The sequence below is a fragment of the Mycobacterium basiliense genome, assembly GCF_900292015.1.
Lineage (GTDB): Bacteria > Actinomycetota > Actinomycetes > Mycobacteriales > Mycobacteriaceae > Mycobacterium > Mycobacterium basiliense.
In genome coordinates this window covers 917,272-929,608 of sequence record NZ_LR130759.1, presented here as the reverse complement: position 1 = coordinate 929,608, position 12,337 = coordinate 917,272, and the positions used below count along the sequence as shown (strand labels likewise).

Here is a 12,337-nt window from a genome sequence, read left to right as displayed (position 1 = left end):
TAGTGCTGCGTCGTTGAATCGGATAGCATGCCTCGAACACGCTTGGGGGGACGTTTTCGGTGCTCTGGCGCTCTTGTGCGCCGGTGCTAGCACCGTAGGGCCGTTGCCTCGGCCCGGAAAGGCATTTCAGGTCATGGCCAAAGAACTCACGCCACATTTTGACGACGTACAGGCGCATTACGACTTATCCGACGACTTCTTCCGGCTGTTTCTGGACCCCACCCAGACCTACAGTTGCGCCTACTTCGAGCGCGCCGACATGACGCTGGAGCAGGCCCAGATCGCCAAGGTCGACCTGGCGCTGGGCAAGCTGGGCCTACAGCCCGGGATGACGTTGCTCGACGTCGGCTGCGGCTGGGGCGCCACCATGCGGCGCGCGATCGAAAAATATGACGTCAACGTCGTTGGCCTGACCCTGTCGAAAAACCAGGCCGTGCACGTGCAGAACTCGTTCGACGAGTTGGACACGCCGCGCAGCCGGCGCGTGCTGCTGCAGGGCTGGGAGCAATTCGATGAACCCGTCGACCGAATCGTGTCGATCGGCGCATTCGAGCATTTCGGCCACGACCGCTACGACGACTTCTTTGCCCTCGCCAACAAGATCTTGCCCGACGACGGGGTGATGCTGCTGCACACGATCACCGGGTTGACGGGACCGCAGATTATCGAGCGCGGGATGCCGATGACTTTTGAGATGGCTCGCTTCATCAAGTTCATCGTCACCGAGATCTTCCCCGGCGGCCGGTTACCGTCGATCGAAAAGGTCGAGGAGCATGCCGCCAAGGCCGGCTTCACGCTGACCCGCCGCCAGTCGCTGCAGCCGCACTATGCCAGGACCCTCGACCTGTGGGCCGAAGCGCTCGAGGCGCACAAGGACGAGGCCATCGCGATTCAGTCCGAAGAGGTCTACGAGCGGTACATGAAGTATCTGACCGGCTGCGCCAACGCTTTCCGCGTCGGCTACATCGACGTCAACCAATTCACGCTGGAGAAGTAGTGATTGCGCCGGTCGTGTCCCGATCAAGAAAGACCAGTCTGCGCGGGCTCAAATGCGAAGGACGAGCCTCATTGCGTGTAGGGTGCCGGGGATGGTCACCCGCTGAGGGGGACCATCACAGGAGGACATATGCCTGACACGACGACATCCCTGTCATCGACGCGGTCCAACGCCGACGACGTGCAGGCACATTACGACCTTTCCGACGAGTTCTTCGCGCTGTTTGTCGATCCGACGCGCACCTACAGCTGCGCGTACTTTCCTCGTGACGACATGACGCTGCACGAAGCCCAAGTCGCCAAGATCGATCTGACGCTGGACAAGCTGGAACTGCAGCCCGGGATGACTCTGCTCGACATTGGCTGCGGCTGGGGCTCCGTCCTCAAACGCGCGATCGAGAAATACGACGTCAACGTCGTGGGGCTGACGCTGTCGAAGAACCAGCACAACTACTGCCAGCGCTTGCTCGGCGACGTCGACACCAACCGCTCGCACCGGGTACTGCTGCGCGACTGGGCGGAATTCGACGAGCCCGCGGACCGTATCGTCACCATTGAGGCGCTGGAGCACTTCGGCTTTCATCGTTACGACGATTTCTTCAAGTTCGCCTACGAAGCCCTGCCCGCCAACGGGCTGATGCTGCTGCACGCGATCACCGCGTTACACGTCAAGCAGGTCATCGAACGCGGCATACCGTTGACCATGGAAATGGCGAAATTCATCAGGTTCATCGTCACCGACATCTTCCCCGGCGGCCGACTGCCGATGGTCGAGAAGGTCGAAGAGCACACCGCGAAGGTGGGCTTCACGGTGACCCGCCGGCAGTCTCTGCAGCTGGACTTCGCCAGGACTCTTGATTTTTGGTCCGAGACGCTGGAGGCACGCAGGGACGAAGCCATCAAGATCCAGTCAGAAGAGGTCTACGAGCGCTACATGAAGTATTTGACCGGTTGCGCCAAGGCATTTCGGATGGGCTATATCGACTGCAACCAGTTCACACTGGCCAAGTAGACTTTCGTGCCACAGATGAACGACGCGTGCAATCCTCGCGCGGGTGGGTAATGCTTCGAGAATTCGTACGCTTGCACGGGCAAGCAGAGGTGCCGCGTGTGCGTTGGAGCGGTGAACACTACTCAGGAGAACAGGACGACAATGGTTGAGAAACCGCCGACAGAGACGAAGACTCGGACGCGCTCGGAAGATATCCAGGCGCACTACGACGTCTCCGACGATTTCTTCGCCTTGTTCCAGGACCCAACCCGTACGTACAGCTGCGCCTACTTCGAGCCACCGAACCTCACGCTCGAAGAAGCCCAATACGCCAAGATCGACCTCAACCTGGACAAGCTGGACCTCCAACCGGGTATGACGCTGCTGGACATCGGTTGCGGCTGGGGCACCACGCTGAGGCGCGCGGTTGAGCGCTTCGACGTCAACGTCATCGGCCTGACCCTGTCGAGGAACCAGCACGCGCGCTCTGAGCAGGTGCTGGGCTCGATCGACACGAATCGCTCACGCCGGGTGCTGCTGCAGGGGTGGGAGGATTTCACCGAGCCGGTCGACCGGATCGTGTCCATCGAGGCCTTCGAGCACTTCGGCCACGAGAACTACGACGACTTCTTCAAGCGCTGTTTCAACATCATGCCCGAGGACGGTCGGATGACCGTGCAAAGCAGCGTCGGCTATCACCCGTTCGAGATGGCGGCCCGAGGTAAGAAGCTGAGCTTCGAGACGGCGCGCTTCATCAAGTTCATCATCACCGAGATCTTTCCGGGCGGGCGCCTGCCGTCTACCGAGATGATGATCGAACACGGCGAAAAAGCGGGATTCGTTGTCCCCGAACCCCTTTCACTGCGACCGCACTACATCAAGACGCTGCACATCTGGGGCAACACGCTGGAGTCCAACAAGGAAAAGGCCATCGAGGTCACCTCCGAAGAGGTGTACAACCGGTACATCAAGTATCTGCGCGGCTGTGAGCACTACTTCACCGACGAGATGCTCGACTGCAGCCTGGTGACCTATCTGAAGCCGGGCGCGGCGGCCTAGCCCGCCCAGCAGACACAGAATCGCATCACCGATGTGCGATGTTGGCGATTCTGTGTCTGCTCGCGGGAGGAGGTGCTACACCTCGGTGAAGTTGCGGGTGATCGACGGGTCGACCGGGATGCCCGGGCCCGTCGTCGTCGACACGGTGATCTTCTTCAGGTAGCGGCCCTTCGACGCCGATGGCTTGAGCCGCAGCACCTCATCGAGAGCGGCGCCGTAGTTTTCCGCCAGCTTGTTCTCGTCGAAGGACGCCTTGCCGATGACGAAGTGCAGGTTGGCCTGCTTGTCCACCCGGAAGTTGATCTTGCCGCCCTTGATGTCGGCAACGGCCTTGGCAACGTCAGGAGTGACGGTGCCGGTCTTGGGGTTGGGCATCAGGCCCCGGGGACCCAGCACCCGCGCGATGCGCCCGACCTTGGCCATCTGATCCGGCGTCGCGATCGCTGCGTCAAAGTCCAAGAACCCGCCCTGGATCTTCTCGATCAAGTCGTCGCTGCCGACCACATCGGCGCCGGCGGCCTGGGCCTGCTCGGCCTTCTCGCCCACCGCGAACACCGCGACCCGGGCGGTCTTACCGGTGCCGTGTGGCAGGTTGACCGTGCCGCGGACCATCTGGTCGGCCTTCCGCGGGTCAACACCGAGCCGAATCGCCACCTCGACGGTGGCGTCCTGCTTGGTCGACGACGTCTCCTTGGCCAGCTTGGCCGCCTGCAGCGGGCTGTAGAGGTTGGTGCGGTCCACCTTCTCGGCGGCGGCGCGGTATGCCTTGCTGTTCTTGCTCATTTGATATCCAATCCACTGTTGGGTCGTGGTTTATCAACGGGCCGAAGCTGGCCCTCCCACGGGGTTTTGATGTGTCGGCTTGGCAAAACCTATTCGGATCTACTCAACGGTTATGCCCATCGACCGGGCGGTGCCGGCGATGATCTTGGCCGCGGCGTCAATGTCGTTGGCGTTGAGATCGGTCTTCTTGGTCTCGGCGATCTCGCGGACCTGATCCCAGCTGACCTTGGCGACCTTGGTCTTGTGCGGCTCGGCGGAACCCTTGGGCACCCCTGCCGCCTTGAGTAGCAGCTTGGCGGCGGGCGGCGTCTTCAGCGTGAACGTGAAGCTGCGGTCCTCGTAGACGGTGATCTCTACCGGGATGACGTTGCCGCGCTGGTTCTCTGTGGCGGCGTTATACGCCTTGCAGAACTCCATGATGTTGACGCCGTGCTGGCCGAGCGCGGGGCCTACGGGCGGCGCCGGGTTGGCCTGACCCGCCACAATCTGCAGCTTGATCAGCCCGGCGACTTTCTTCTTCGGGGCCATGAGGTGTCGATCGTCCTTTCTGGTTTCAAGTCTGGTTTCAAGTCTGGTATTAAGACCGCTATCGGGCCGGGTTGGTCTGGCTAGATCTTGGAGACCTGACCGAAGGTCAGTTCCACCGGCGTTTCGCGGCCAAAGATGGAGACCAGCACCTTGAGCTTCTGCTGTTCGCCGTTGACCTCGCTGATCGTGGCCGGCAGCGTGGCAAATGGCCCATCCATGACGGTTACCGATTCGCCGACTTCGTAGTCGACCTCGACCGCCGGACGTTCCAGCCCGCCCGCTTCGGCGACAGCGGCCGTGCTGGTCGCCCCCTTCGCGGCCTTCTTGGCCGATCCCCGCGGCAGCAAGAACTTCACCACGTCATCGAGCGTGAGCGCCGAGGGGCGCGAAGTCGCCCCGACGAACCCGGTAACCCCGGGCGTGTTACGCACGGCGGCCCAGGAGTCGTCGGTGAGGTCCATACGCACCAGGATGTAGCCGGGCAGCACCTTGCGGTTGACCTGCTTGCGCTGGCCGTTCTTGATCTCGGTGACCTCTTCGGTAGGCACCTCCACCTGGAAGATGTAGTCGCCTACGTCGAGGTTCTGCACCCGCGTTTCGAGGTTGGCCTTGACCTTGTTCTCGTACCCCGCGTACGAATGCACGACGTACCACTCGCCGGGCTTGCTACGCAGCTCCGCCTTCAGCACAGCGGCGGGGTCGACCTCTTCGGCCGGGGCCCCTGCATCTTCAGGGGTGCTGACCTCTTGCAGGTCGACAGCCTCGCCCCCGGACGTGTCACCGTCGACGGTACTCACGGTTTTCAGTCCTCTCTGTCACTCTCAAGTCTCAACCAAACACCAACATGACCAGCTTGCTCAGCCCCACGTCGGCGCCGCCCACCAGCGCCACCATGAAGGCCAAAAAAACCAGCACCACGGACGTGTAGGTGAGCATTTGCTTGCGGTTGGGCCAGATCACCTTCCGCATCTCGGCTACAACCTGCTTGAGGTAGTTGTAGACGAAGATGACCGGATTGGCCGCCCGTACCGCCGATTTGTTCGCCTTCTTTTGTTTCTTTGCGTTCGCGGACTTTGCCGCGTCTTTCTTGGCCGATTCTTCCTTGCCGGCTTCTGCTTCGGTCGACGATTCCTGGTCCTCGGCGTCTTCGTCGGCCACTACCGGGCGCCGCCGGGACCGTTTGCCGGTGGGACGTTGCGGCCGCATCACCGACTTTGTCACCAGCGCAGTCCGGCCACCGCCGGCGGAGCTGTCCTCAGATGCGCCGCCGTCGCTGGCGGCGTCGTTGGCAGCGTCGCCCTCGTCGCTCACCCGCGTGCTCCTTTGTTCGCTAACTATCCCGCCGGCCGTCCCACTCTGACTGGGGCAACCTCCCAGTGTCCAGCATGGCACGTTACCGCCGCCGGACGTTCATTCCTTCAGCAGGGGCGACAGGACTTGAACCTGCAACCTGCGGTTTTGGAGACCGCTGCTCTGCCAGTTGAGCTACGCCCCTTCGCGGTTGGCAGGCCAACCCACTCGCGCCGGGGCTTACATGACACGCGCGCCCCCGGTCGGCAATCGCGAACCGACGGACAGCGCGCTGATGTTGGGAAAACCCCGAGGTAAGAGTGTACATCGGCACAGGAGCCAGATACTAATTACGAGGTTCTGATGACCTGCCCGGTTTCCTTGTCCCATTTGAGCTTGGCCGAACCGTCGCCCTGCTGGCCCATCAAGGTGGTGAACGCCTCCAGAACCAGTTCCCCGTCGTCGTTGTGACAGACGTTCTTGGTGACCACGATGTCAGCGCCGAACCGCTCGTCCACCGAATGGATATCCATCCGAGCCCACAGCTTGTCACCGGCGAGTATCGGCTTGTAGAACACGAACCGCTGATCGACCTGGACGATCTGCATGGTCTCCATGCCCACGTCAACATTGCGGAAGAAGTCCGTCTGGACCAGTTTGGCAAGAATCGACACGAAGGTCATCGGCGCAACTATGCCCCCATAACCCAGCTCGGCAGCCGCGTCCTCGTCGTAGCAGGCCGGATCGTCACACTGGATCGATCGAGCGAACCCGCGGACCTGCTCACGGCCGACAACGAAGCAGTCCGGGTATTTCCAACTCATCCCGCGGATGTCGGTTTTGAGAGCCATGGACTGTGTCCGCCTACGCTAACTTTGCCGAGGCGATGGCCCGCCCGAAGATCTTCTTGCCGCCGGTGGTGGCCGTGAGCGCGATCGTCACCGACCTGCTGTCCGGATCGAGCGACTTCACCCGACCGCTGAACACGATCTCGGCGCCCTTGCCGTCGTTGGGGACCGGTACCACCGCGGTGAAACGCACGTTGTACTCGGTCACCGCGCCTGGGTCACCGACCCACGAGGTGACGTAGCCGCCGCCCAGCCCCATGGTCAACATTCCGTGGGCGATCGCGGTGTCCAGTCCGACGACCTTGGCGATCTCGTCGTCCCAGTGAATCGGGTTCAAGTCGCCCGACACCCCCGCGTAGTTCACCAGGTCCTGGCGGGTCAGCGGGTAGGTCCGCTCGGGAAGCTGATCCCCGACCTTGACCGAACTGAACTCACGCAGTGCCATCAGCAAATCCCTCTTCCCCGTCTTCACCGGCACGACCCGCCAGGGTCGTATAGGTCTCCTGCACGATCTCACCGTCGTCGTTGGTGATGATGTTTTTGGTCACGATGATCTCGGTGCCGTGCGCCTTGCGCACCGAATCCACATACACATCGCAGTAGAGCTTGTCGCCCGCCACGATCGGCTTGGCGAACTTCAGCACTTGGTCAACCTGAACGATCTGCGCGTCCTGGACAGCGATGTTTGCATTTTTGAAAAACGCCGATTGCGCCTTGTAGCCGAAGACACAGATAAACGTCAATGGCGCCAGCAGCCCTTGGTAGCCGAGTTCGCCGGCGGTCTTCTCCTCGAAATAGGGCCCATCTTCGTTTTGCACGGCTACCGCGTATTCGCGGATCTTCTCGCGCTCCACCACGTAATGGTCGGGATACCGGTAATGCATCCCGACGATGTTTCCGCTCAGGGCCACGGCTCTAGAACCTACCTAGTCAGTCCGAGTAACTACGTGCGGGCATGCCGTCAGCGCGTCTCGCGGTGCGCCTGGTGCTTGCCGCAGTTCGGGCAGAACTTCTTGAGTTCCATCCGGTCAGGGTCATTGCGGCGATTCTTCTTGGTTATGTAGTTGCGGTGTTTGCACACCTCGCACGCCAACGTGATCTTGGGCCGCACGTCGGTACTAGAAGCCATGACGGTTCTCTCTCAAATCTGGGTAAACGTCTCGTCTGTTGGTGTTGCAGTTGTGTTGTAGCGATGGCCGGACTCGAACCGGCGACCTAACGATTATGAGTCGTTCGCTCTAACCGACTGAGCTACATCGCCTCTGGACCATCCCGTATCGGGTTGGGCCGTCCGCCTGCTCGGCGTCCGCCGAGCCCCCTAACGGAATCGAACCGTTGACCTTTTCCTTACCATGGAAACGCTCTACCGACTGAGCTAAGGGGGCCGGTTGCCCGTAGCGAATAGTCCTGCCGCGGGCAAACAGAGGGTACAGCGTGCCGCATGACGTCACCAAACCACGTGCGAGATCCGACCCGCCAACCGATGGCGGCGGTAGTAGAAGATCAGCCAGAACGCTCCCCCCGACGTGGATCCCACGCGCTTAGATCGCTGAACTCGTCGTATTCTTCTTCCTCTTCGGCGTCTTCGCTGTCCGCTCCGCCCTCGGCGAGAAGGGTCCGCAGCGCCAGGTGGACGGCCTCGCGCGCACCCGCCAGGCGGTAGCGACGGATCGCTTCTTGGACCAGATCGTCGTCGATCTCGATCTCGACCTTCTTCAGCATGGACCAACAATACCCACTGGCGATCCGACTGAGACGTCAGAACGAGCCGCTGCCCAGGTCCGACACCAGCCGACCAGTCAAGTCGAGGGCGGCCAAATTGGACCCACTCGTGCGCAGACATAGTCTGATGACGTGTCAGATTCGGACCGGCTGTACTTTCGTCAACTGCTCTCCGGGCGCGACTTCGCCATCGGCGACATGATCGCGGCGCAAATGCGCAATTTCGCCTACTTGATCGGTGATCGACAGACCGGCGAATGCGTGGTGGTCGACCCCGCATACGCCGCCGGAGACCTGGTCGACACGCTGGAAGCCGACGGTATGCGCCTGTCCGGGGTGCTGGTTACCCACCATCATCCAGACCACGTCGGTGGTTCGATGATGGGTTTTGAGCTCAAGGGACTGGCCGAGTTGTTAGCGCGGGTGAGCGTGCCGGTGCACGTCAACACGCATGAAGCAGTGTGGGTTTCCCGGGTTACCGGGATTCCGATGAGTGACCTGACCACCCATGACCACCGCGACAAGGTCGGCATCGGTGCAATCGAGATCGAATTGCTACACACTCCTGGCCATACTCCAGGCAGTCAGTGTTTCCTGCTCGATAACCGACTCGTGGCCGGTGACACCTTGTTCCTGGAAGGGTGCGGACGCACCGACTTTCCCGGCGGTGATTCCGACGAGATGTATCGCAGCCTGCAGCAGCTCGCTGCGCTTCCGGGCGATCCGACGGTATTTCCCGGGCATTGGTATTCGGCCGATCCGAGCGCGTCGCTCTCCGAGGTCAAGCGGTCCAATTACGTGTATCGCGCGGCCGATCTCGCACAGTGGCGAATGCTGATGGGCGGCTGAGCAAGCATCCGGGCAGCGCGCGTGCCGGCGGACGCGCTGCGATACCCACCAGGAAAGCTGCGATACCCACCAGGAAATATGGCGGGCGCGCATCTACGATCATGTTCGGTGGGATTTCAGTATCGATAACTGCAGTGGTATAAGCGGAGGATGTATTCCATGGGGTGGGGCCAAAGCGGCTGGCATGGGATTTCCAATGTCGAGTCCAGTACCTGGGTAGCGCTGGCGGCCTGGGCGGCGTTAGCGCTTGCCATCGTGACGCTGATCGTGATGTACCGCCAGATCCAGCGCAACCATCAACTGACCGCCGAGCAAGCCCGGCCGTATGTGTCGATGATGATGGAACCCCACGTCGCGGATTGGCATGTGATCGAACTGGTCGTCCGCAACTTCGGTCGCACCGCGGCATACAACATCGGGTTCAGTTTCCCCAATCCCCCGACCGTGGCCGAATACGAAAACGCGTCCGACGGTTACGCCGACGTCGTCGAATTGCAGCTGCCCCGGGAGTTGCCGACTTTGGCGCCGGGTCAGGAATGGCGGATGGTGTGGGACTCCGCACTCGACCGTGCCGAGATCGGCCAGGGCGTCGAATCCCGATTCGAGGGGACGCTGACCTACTACGACCGCCCCGAGCAGCCGCGCGGGTGGCGGTTCTGGCAACGGGATCGACGTCCGCTGGAGACGAAGGTGGTGCTGGACTGGGATGCGCTGCCGCCCGTCCAGCGGATCGAACTGATGACCACCCACGACAATGCGAAGCGGGAAAAGCAGAAGCTGGAGCTGCTGCGCAGTCTGCTGACCTACTTCCACTACGCGAGCAAGGAAACCCGCCCCGACGTTTTCCGCAGCGAGATCGACCGGATCAACCGCGCGGTTCAAGAAACTCAGGACCGGTGGCGCACCCGCCAGCTCGATCAGCCCACCGATGTCAGCCTGCGCTGGGGTGAGGCCGAAAACGAGCTGGGTAAGCATCACGGTCAACGGGTCTAGCGACGCACCGGCTACGGGCGCGCGGTGCACCGCCACGGTGATCTGATTCAATCGACGGGCTGTCCGTTTCGAAGGAGAAACCCATGAGCGGTCTGGTCACCTACACCCACGACGATTCCATCGGCCTGATCCGGATGGATGATGGCAAGGTCAACGTCTTGGGCCCGGCCATGCAGCAGGCACTGAACGAGGCGATCGACAATGCCGAACGGGACAACGTCGGGGCACTGGTCATCGCCGGCAACCACCGAGTGTTCAGCGGCGGATTCGACCTGAAGGTGTTGACCTCCGGCGAAGCGCAGCCCGCCATCGACATGCTGCGTGGCGGGTTCGAGTTGTCCTATCGGCTGTTGTCTTTCCCCAAACCAGTGGTGATGGCCTGCACCGGTCACGCGATCGCGATGGGAGCGTTCCTGTTGTCCTCCGGCGACCACCGGGTGGCCGCCCACGCCTACAACATTCAGGCCAACGAGGTGGCGATCGGCATGACCATCCCCTACGCGGCGCTCGAGATCATGAAGTTGCGCCTGACCAGATCGGCATACCAACAAGCGTCCGGGCTGGCCAAGACGTTCTTTGGGGAGACCGCGCTGGCCGCCGGATTCGTGGACGAGATCGTGCTGCCCGAGATGGTGCTCAGCCGCGCCGAAGAAGCCGCGCGCGAATTCGCCAATCTCAACCAGCAGGCTCATCTCGCGACCAAGTTGCGTGCCCGCGCCGACGCGCTGAAGGCGATTCGCGCGGGTATCGACGGGCTGGAAGCCGAGTTCGGTCTCTAGCTGCGGCGAGCGTCACGGGTATCACGGCGGAACCGGTCGAGGTAATCCACCCAGTTCCAAGTCGACAGGAAGGTGTCCGCGGCCTGGTAACCGGTGCCGTAGAGCTCTTCCAGACGCGATCGCGAGATGTCGAAATCGAGTACGCCGACGTCCGTGGAGGCAACCGGTATCGTGCGGGCGCTCACCCATGGCTGGCTCAGATGAGCCTGATCATGGCCGACCAGCATGGTGGTGAACAGGCTTTCCAGCAGGGCTGACTGTTGCAGGAACCGCAGCGGCCGCAACGCCGGGAAGGCCTCCTCGATGCCTTCAGCGAGCTTGGGGATCACCGTGATCCCGAACGTGGGCCAACGCGGCGGCAGGCTGTCGGTGCGATCCAGTGAGTCGACCGGAAAGTTGGACAGCACCCCACCATCAACGAGGGTGGATTTCAGCCCATCCGCGCTGGTCAGTTTGACCGGCGGGTAGAAGAACGGGATCGCCATCGAGGCGCGCACCGCCGCGGCGACCGACTGTTCGTCGGGATCGACCCCGTAGACTCGCCGATAGTCCCAGGGCAACCGCACCAGCTGCGCCCTCGTCACGTCGGCGACGGTGATGACCACCCGGTAGCGCTGTTCGGGCGGCAGCTGGTCGTCGGGCAGGGCCAGATCAGCAAATGTCGTCACGCCTAGGTTTTGCAGTTCATTGCGGATCCAGTCATGCGCGACATCGCCGCGATACAGTGCCGAGTCCCGGACCAGCCCCCACGCGGAGCCCAGAAACGGAACCGGACCCGCGTCACGCCATTTGCTCAGTGGTACCGACAATGACAATTCCCGGATCTGCGCGCTGCTGAGCCGATCGCCCTGGGCCGCGGCGGCGGAGATAACGGCGACCACCGATCCCGCGGAGACTCCGGACACCCGGTAAGGCGAATAGCCGTCGTCGATGAGCCGCGCGATCGCGCCGACCAGGCCGATGAACTTGACGCCCCCGCCGGACAACACCAAGTCCATCGTCTGTTGCTGCTTCATCGGCCCGGCGTCACCCTTGGCCCGGGCCGTCCGCGGCCGAAGTCCATTGATAGGGAAGGAACTTTCCGTCAAACGTCACCACCACCCGATCACCCGAGGGGTGCGGCTTTTTCTGCAGGTCGACGCTGAAGTTGATGGCGCTCATGATGCCGTCGCCGAACTGCTCGTGGATCAGCTCTTTGAGGGCACCACCGTAGACCTGAAGCGCTTCATAGAAGCGGTAAACGGTGGGGTCGGTGGGCACTGCGTCCGGCAGCCCCCCGCGCATCGGCGATGCCGCCAGCACCGGCACCACGGACGCGTCGAGACCCAACATTTCGACGAGGACCTTGCCCTGCTCCGGGGCGATCGGGTGCTGGCCGAGCATCGCCGAGGTGGTCCATACCACCGGCTTGCCGATGGCGTCGGCCAACTCCTGCCACGTCAGACCCCGGGCCAGGCGGGCCACAACGATCTGCTCGGTGATCTCGCTTCTGTTCATAG

17 protein-coding genes and 3 tRNA genes are annotated in these 12,337 nt (G+C 62.2%); 6 read left to right on the top strand and 14 right to left on the bottom strand.

Annotated features, from left to right (window positions below; all coding sequences use genetic code 11):
• Positions 1–133 precede the first annotated feature (133 nt).
• The 3 genes from mmaA2 (at position 134) to mmaA4 (ending at position 3,046) form a co-directional block, all read left to right on the top strand.
• Positions 134–997 (top strand): cyclopropane mycolic acid synthase MmaA2, encoded by an 864-nt coding sequence (mmaA2, locus tag MB901379_RS04070; RefSeq protein WP_158018931.1) that lies wholly within the window; start codon positions 134–136, stop codon positions 995–997.
• 129 nt (positions 998–1,126) lie between these two features.
• On the top strand, positions 1,127–2,008 hold the full coding sequence (gene mmaA3, locus MB901379_RS04065; protein WP_158015474.1) for a methoxy mycolic acid synthase MmaA3: 882 nt from the start codon (positions 1,127–1,129) through the stop codon (positions 2,006–2,008).
• A 141-nt stretch (positions 2,009–2,149) separates the two neighbouring features.
• On the top strand, positions 2,150–3,046 hold the full coding sequence (mmaA4, locus tag MB901379_RS04060; protein WP_158015473.1) for a hydroxymycolate synthase MmaA4: 897 nt from the start codon (positions 2,150–2,152) through the stop codon (positions 3,044–3,046).
• A 75-nt stretch (positions 3,047–3,121) separates the two neighbouring features.
• On the opposite strand, the gene rplA is transcribed toward mmaA4, so the two are convergent.
• The 12 genes from rplA to MB901379_RS04000 all read right to left on the bottom strand — a co-directional run bounded on the left by rplA (position 3,122) and on the right by MB901379_RS04000 (position 8,217).
• Entirely contained in the window at positions 3,122–3,829 is a 708-nt protein-coding gene (rplA, locus tag MB901379_RS04055; protein ID WP_158015472.1) for a 50S ribosomal protein L1, read from the bottom strand.
• Positions 3,830–3,928: 99 nt separating this feature from the next.
• Positions 3,929–4,357 carry a 50S ribosomal protein L11 gene (rplK, locus tag MB901379_RS04050; protein WP_158015471.1) on the bottom strand — a complete coding sequence of 143 codons (429 nt, stop codon included), beginning with the start codon at positions 4,355–4,357 and terminating at the stop codon, positions 3,929–3,931.
• A gap of 80 nt (positions 4,358–4,437) precedes the next feature.
• Entirely contained in the window at positions 4,438–5,154 is a 717-nt protein-coding gene (gene nusG / locus MB901379_RS04045; RefSeq protein WP_162334320.1) for a transcription termination/antitermination protein NusG, read from the bottom strand.
• 31 nt (positions 5,155–5,185) lie between these two features.
• The gene (secE, locus tag MB901379_RS04040; protein WP_158015470.1) at positions 5,186–5,668 is read right to left on the bottom strand and encodes a preprotein translocase subunit SecE; all 483 of its coding nucleotides are present in this window, start codon (positions 5,666–5,668) and stop codon (positions 5,186–5,188) included.
• Positions 5,669–5,779: 111 nt separating this feature from the next.
• Positions 5,780–5,852, bottom strand: a tRNA-Trp gene (locus MB901379_RS04035).
• Between the two features lie 145 nt (positions 5,853–5,997).
• The gene (gene hadC, locus MB901379_RS04030; protein ID WP_158015469.1) at positions 5,998–6,498 is read right to left on the bottom strand and encodes a (3R)-hydroxyacyl-ACP dehydratase subunit HadC; all 501 of its coding nucleotides are present in this window, start codon (positions 6,496–6,498) and stop codon (positions 5,998–6,000) included.
• Between the two features lie 13 nt (positions 6,499–6,511).
• Positions 6,512–6,940, bottom strand: a complete 429-nt coding sequence (gene hadB / locus MB901379_RS04025; protein ID WP_158015468.1) for a (3R)-hydroxyacyl-ACP dehydratase subunit HadB — start codon at positions 6,938–6,940, stop codon at positions 6,512–6,514.
• Entirely contained in the window at positions 6,927–7,406 is a 480-nt protein-coding gene (gene hadA / locus MB901379_RS04020) for a (3R)-hydroxyacyl-ACP dehydratase subunit HadA (protein ID WP_158015467.1), read from the bottom strand. The genes hadB and hadA overlap by 14 nt, the downstream gene beginning before the upstream one ends.
• A 50-nt stretch (positions 7,407–7,456) precedes the next feature.
• Positions 7,457–7,624, bottom strand: coding sequence for a 50S ribosomal protein L33 (gene rpmG / locus MB901379_RS04015; RefSeq protein WP_007167776.1), 168 nt, complete (start codon positions 7,622–7,624; stop codon positions 7,457–7,459).
• Positions 7,625–7,682: 58 nt separating this feature from the next.
• A tRNA-Met gene (locus tag MB901379_RS04010) sits at positions 7,683–7,756 on the bottom strand.
• A 51-nt stretch (positions 7,757–7,807) separates the two neighbouring features.
• Positions 7,808–7,880 (bottom strand) — tRNA-Thr (locus MB901379_RS04005).
• A 118-nt stretch (positions 7,881–7,998) separates the two neighbouring features.
• A complete protein-coding gene (locus MB901379_RS04000; RefSeq protein ID WP_158015466.1) occupies positions 7,999–8,217 on the bottom strand; it encodes a type II toxin-antitoxin system VapB family antitoxin in 219 nt (72 codons plus the stop codon).
• Positions 8,218–8,349: 132 nt separating this feature from the next.
• Here MB901379_RS04000 and MB901379_RS03995 point away from each other — a divergent pair, with 132 nt between their 5' ends.
• The 3 genes from MB901379_RS03995 (at position 8,350) to MB901379_RS03985 (ending at position 10,838) form a co-directional block, all read left to right on the top strand.
• Entirely contained in the window at positions 8,350–9,066 is a 717-nt protein-coding gene (locus MB901379_RS03995; RefSeq protein WP_162334318.1) for an MBL fold metallo-hydrolase, read from the top strand.
• Between the two features lie 150 nt (positions 9,067–9,216).
• Positions 9,217–10,059: a hypothetical protein gene (locus tag MB901379_RS03990; RefSeq protein WP_174236974.1), complete on the top strand. Its 843-nt coding sequence runs from the start codon at positions 9,217–9,219 to the stop codon at positions 10,057–10,059.
• A gap of 83 nt (positions 10,060–10,142) precedes the next feature.
• Positions 10,143–10,838 carry a crotonase/enoyl-CoA hydratase family protein gene (locus tag MB901379_RS03985; protein WP_158015465.1) on the top strand — a complete coding sequence of 232 codons (696 nt, stop codon included), beginning with the start codon at positions 10,143–10,145 and terminating at the stop codon, positions 10,836–10,838.
• Here the strand turns inward: MB901379_RS03985 and MB901379_RS03980 are convergent.
• Together MB901379_RS03980 and cynS are read right to left on the bottom strand one after the other, a co-directional pair.
• Entirely contained in the window at positions 10,835–11,854 is a 1,020-nt protein-coding gene (locus tag MB901379_RS03980) for a patatin-like phospholipase family protein (RefSeq protein ID WP_158015464.1), read from the bottom strand. The two genes, MB901379_RS03985 and MB901379_RS03980, sit on opposite strands and share 4 nt — an antisense overlap.
• A gap of 10 nt (positions 11,855–11,864) precedes the next feature.
• The gene (gene cynS / locus MB901379_RS03975; protein ID WP_158015463.1) at positions 11,865–12,335 is read right to left on the bottom strand and encodes a cyanase; all 471 of its coding nucleotides are present in this window, start codon (positions 12,333–12,335) and stop codon (positions 11,865–11,867) included.
• Positions 12,336–12,337: the final 2 nt, after the last annotated feature.